This window comes from Propionivibrio pelophilus DSM 12018, from assembly GCF_059569095.1.
Window position 1 is genome coordinate 1 of the sequence record NZ_JCANUT010000106.1, and the last position, 3,933, is coordinate 3,933.

Here is a 3,933-nt window from a genome sequence, read left to right on the forward strand (position 1 = left end):
TTCGTTTGACTGGTTGGTGACAACTCCAGTCTGGCACATCGATGCCGGTGCAAGGGAGGAGTCCATCCCATTGGCCTGCGCCGGAATGACAAACATCTATGTGGGCCTATCAGAATCAAGTGGTGCACCTCTGGATCCCGGCCTTCGCCGGGATGACGGGAGCTGGGTTGAATCGGGAGCGCGCCCTTACAGCTTCCGATAAACCTCGGCCCCGGTCTTCACGAATTCCACCGCCTTCGTTTCCATCCCTTTTTCGAGGGCGGCTTTCTCGTCGATCCCCTGCTGCGCGGCGAACTCGCGCACGTCCTGGGTGATCTTCATCGAGCAGAAGTGCGGGCCGCACATCGAGCAGAAGTGGGCGACCTTGGCCGATTCCTTGGGCAGGGTTTCGTCGTGGAAGTCCTTGGCCTTGTCCGGGTCCAGGCCGATGTTGAACTGGTCGTCCCAGCGGAATTCGAAACGGGCCTTGCTCATGGCGTTGTCGCGGATCTGCGCGCCGGGGTGGCCCTTGGCGAGGTCGGCGGCGTGCGCGGCGAGCTTGTAGGTGATGATGCCTTCCTTGACGTCGTCCTTGTCCGGCAGACCGAGGTGTTCCTTGGGAGTGACGTAGCAGAGCATGGCGGTGCCGTACCAGCCGATCAACGCGGCGCCGATGCCGCTGGTGATGTGGTCGTAGCCCGGTGCGATGTCGGTGGTCAGCGGGCCGAGGGTGTAGAACGGGGCTTCCTTGCAGTATTTCAACTGCAGGTCCATGTTCTCCTTGATCATGTGCATCGGCACATGGCCCGGGCCTTCGATGAACACCTGGCAATCGTGCTTCCACGCGATGTCGGTGAGTTCGCCAAGCGTTTCGAGTTCGGCGAGCTGCGCTTCGTCGTTGGCATCATAAATCGAGCCGGGGCGCAGGCCGTCGCCGAGCGAGAAGCCGACGTCGTAGGCTTTCATGATCTCGCACATCTCTTCGAAGTGCGTGTAGAGGAAGCTTTCCTTGTGGTGCGCGAGACACCACTTGGCCATGATCGAGCCGCCGCGCGAAACGATGCCGGTCATGCGATTGGCGGTCATCGGCACGTAGCGCAGCAGCACGCCGGCGTGGATGGTGAAGTAGTCGACGCCCTGTTCGGCCTGCTCGATCAGCGTGTCCTTGAAGATCTCCCAGGTCAGTTCTTCGGCCTTGCCGTTGACCTTTTCCAGCGCCTGGTAGATCGGCACGGTGCCGATCGGCACCGGCGAGTTGCGAATGATCCACTCGCGCGTTTCGTGGATGTTCTTGCCGGTGGAGAGGTCCATGACCGTGTCGCCGCCCCAGCGGATCGACCAGGTCATCTTCTCGACTTCTTCCTGAATGGAAGAGCCGAGCGCCGAGTTGCCGATGTTGGCGTTGATCTTGGTCAGGAAATTGCGGCCGATGATCATCGGCTCGGCTTCCGGGTGGTTGATGTTGGCCGGAATGACGGCACGGCCGCGCGCGACTTCCGAGCGCACGAATTCCGGGGTGATTTCCTCGGGGATGCTCGCGCCGAAATTCTGCCCCGGATGCTGGCGCGTCATCAGCGCGGCGAGCTTGGCGCCTTGCGGGCCGGAGCCTTTCAGCGATTCGATATAGGCGCTGCGGTTGTTGTTCTCGCGGATGGCGATGTATTCCATTTCCGGCGTGATGATGCCTTGCCGCGCGTAGTGCAGTTGCGTGACGTTCTTGCCGGCTTTGGCGCGCAGCGGCTTGCGGTGCAGGCCGGGGAAGCGCAACTCGTCGAGTTCCTTGTCGGCGGCACGGATGCGGCCGAACTCGGACGACAGATCCTTCAGTTCCTCGGTATCGCCGCGCTCGGCGATCCAGCCGGCGCGCAGCGCGGGCAGTCCGTTGCGGATGTCGATCCGGGCGTTCGGGTCGCTGTAGGGGCCGGAACAGTCGTAAACGAAAATCGGCGGGTTCTTCTCGCCGCCGAAGGCTGTCGGCGTGTCGTCCTGCGAGATCTCGCGCATCGGCACGCGGATGTCCGGGCGGCTGCCCTCGACGTAGATCTTGCGCGAATTCGGCAGGGGTTTGACGGCCGCCTCATCCACGTGGGCGGCGGCGGCGACGAATTTTTCGTTGGCGTTCATGGCATTTCCTTGCAAGACGACGCCTTCCGGCGCCGGTAGGCTGATACACGCAAGGGAATGGCGAGGCAGGAACAAGAGAAGAATGAAACGACGCGGCGATGTTGCGTTGCGCTGGCCTTCTGTTTCCCTACGACGGCATTACCCGTACAGGTTCAAAGGGACTGTCTCAGCTACGCCGGGAGTTTGACAAAATTCGTGACAAGATCCGGCGCGGCACCCCTAAAGCGACTGCCTAAGTTACTGGAAACACAGGACTCAGGCAAGGCTTATTGCTTTCGACCGGGCTGCGCCGAATGAAGTTTCCGCAAAGTTGACTAAAGTTCTCGCTGACGTTTCCGTGAATGAATCGATGACGGCAAAAAACGACAACTCCTTACCGCTCCGCGCCATCGGGCGACTCACGGCCCTGCTCGCCCTGTCCCTCCCGTCCGCAACGCTCGCCGCCGCGTGGCAGACCGTGGCCACCGAGCCCGGCCGGCACGTCGAGGTCGACCGCGAGCGGATCGTCCCCGGGCAGGACGGTTCCGTCACCGCGACCGGGCGGATCATTCTGGACAATCCGATTGTCGATCCGCGCACGTCGACGTCCTATCGCATCATCGAATTCGAATCGCGCTACGACTGCTCGGGGCGCTCGCACTCCACGCTGAAGCGGACCTATTACAAGAGTGAAGGCGAAGTGCTGCGCCAGGAGGAAGTCCGCTCGCCGTTCGAGATGCCGGTGCGCAGCGGCACGCCGGACGACCGGATCCTGCGGCTCGTGTGTCGTCCGGCCGGCAGCGCAGCGGGCGCGCAGTCGGTCGATCAGGCGCTGGAAAAGGTCAATGAAGTGTCCGGTGACCTGCGCAAGGTCAACGAGGCGCTGGTTGCAGATGCGGTGCAGAAGGAGATGCGGGGACTGACGTCGCCGACGGGGAAACCGGCGGCAACCCGGAGACGTCCGGCGAAATCGGCCGCCTCGCCCAAAGCCTCGGCCCAGGCGGCCGGCGGGCGTGCCGCGTGGACCTACGAAGGCAACCGCGGCCCCGAACTCTGGGGGAGGCTCGATGCCGCCTACGCCACCTGCGCCAGCGGCCGCCGCCAGTCGCCGATCGACCTGCGCGACGGGATTCCGGTGGACCTCGACCCCATCCAGTTCTTCTACACCCCGAGCGCCTACCGCGTCACCGACGCCGTCCACCAGTTGCAGCTGACCGTTTACGGCGGCGGCATGATGTTGCTCGGAAAGCAGTACCAGCTTGGCCGCGTCGAATTCCACGTTCCCTCGGAACACACTGTCGCCGGAAAATCCTTCGCCATGGAGGCGCAACTCATTCATACCGGCGCTGACGGCAAGACGGCGATCGTTTCGGTCGTCCTCGAACCAGGCCAGGAAAATCCGCTGATCCAGTCCGCCCTCAACCACCTGCCGCTGGAAAAAGGCGGCGAGGTCATGCCGCCGGGGCAGACAGTGGACCTCAACCAGCTCCTGCCCGAAAACAAGGGCTATTTCACCTTCATGGGCTCGCTGACCCGGCCGCCCTGTACGGAGGATGTCCTCTGGCTGGTGCTCAAACAGCCGCAGCAGGTCTCCGCGCAGCAACTGGCGATCTTCCAGCGCCTGTACCGCCCGAATGCGCGCCCGGCACAGCCCGCCGTCTGGCGGATTATCAAGGAATCGCGCTAACCGGCGCGGGGTACAAAGGCGACAAATCCGTGATTTCGCGCTGGGTACAGATAGGCTACAACTAGCGCACATTGGGATAGGGGGCAGTCATTATAGACTGCGCCCCTCCCACACCACCCGGCATGCGGGTCCGCACCGGGCGGTTGGCATGGTTGAGGTCATAC

2 protein-coding genes are annotated in these 3,933 nt (G+C 63.0%); one reads left to right on the forward strand and one right to left on the reverse strand.

The features are described from left to right. Positions 1-186: 186 nt before the first annotated feature. Positions 187-2,103 carry a phosphomethylpyrimidine synthase ThiC gene (gene thiC, locus BO74_RS20640; protein WP_496445213.1) on the reverse strand — a complete coding sequence of 639 codons (1,917 nt, stop codon included), beginning with the start codon at positions 2,101-2,103 and terminating at the stop codon, positions 187-189. A gap of 349 nt (positions 2,104-2,452) precedes the next feature. Between thiC and BO74_RS20645 the strand changes: the two genes are divergently transcribed. Next, the gene (locus tag BO74_RS20645; protein ID WP_496445215.1) at positions 2,453-3,769 is read left to right on the forward strand and encodes a carbonic anhydrase; all 1,317 of its coding nucleotides are present in this window, start codon (positions 2,453-2,455) and stop codon (positions 3,767-3,769) included. Positions 3,770-3,933: the final 164 nt, after the last annotated feature.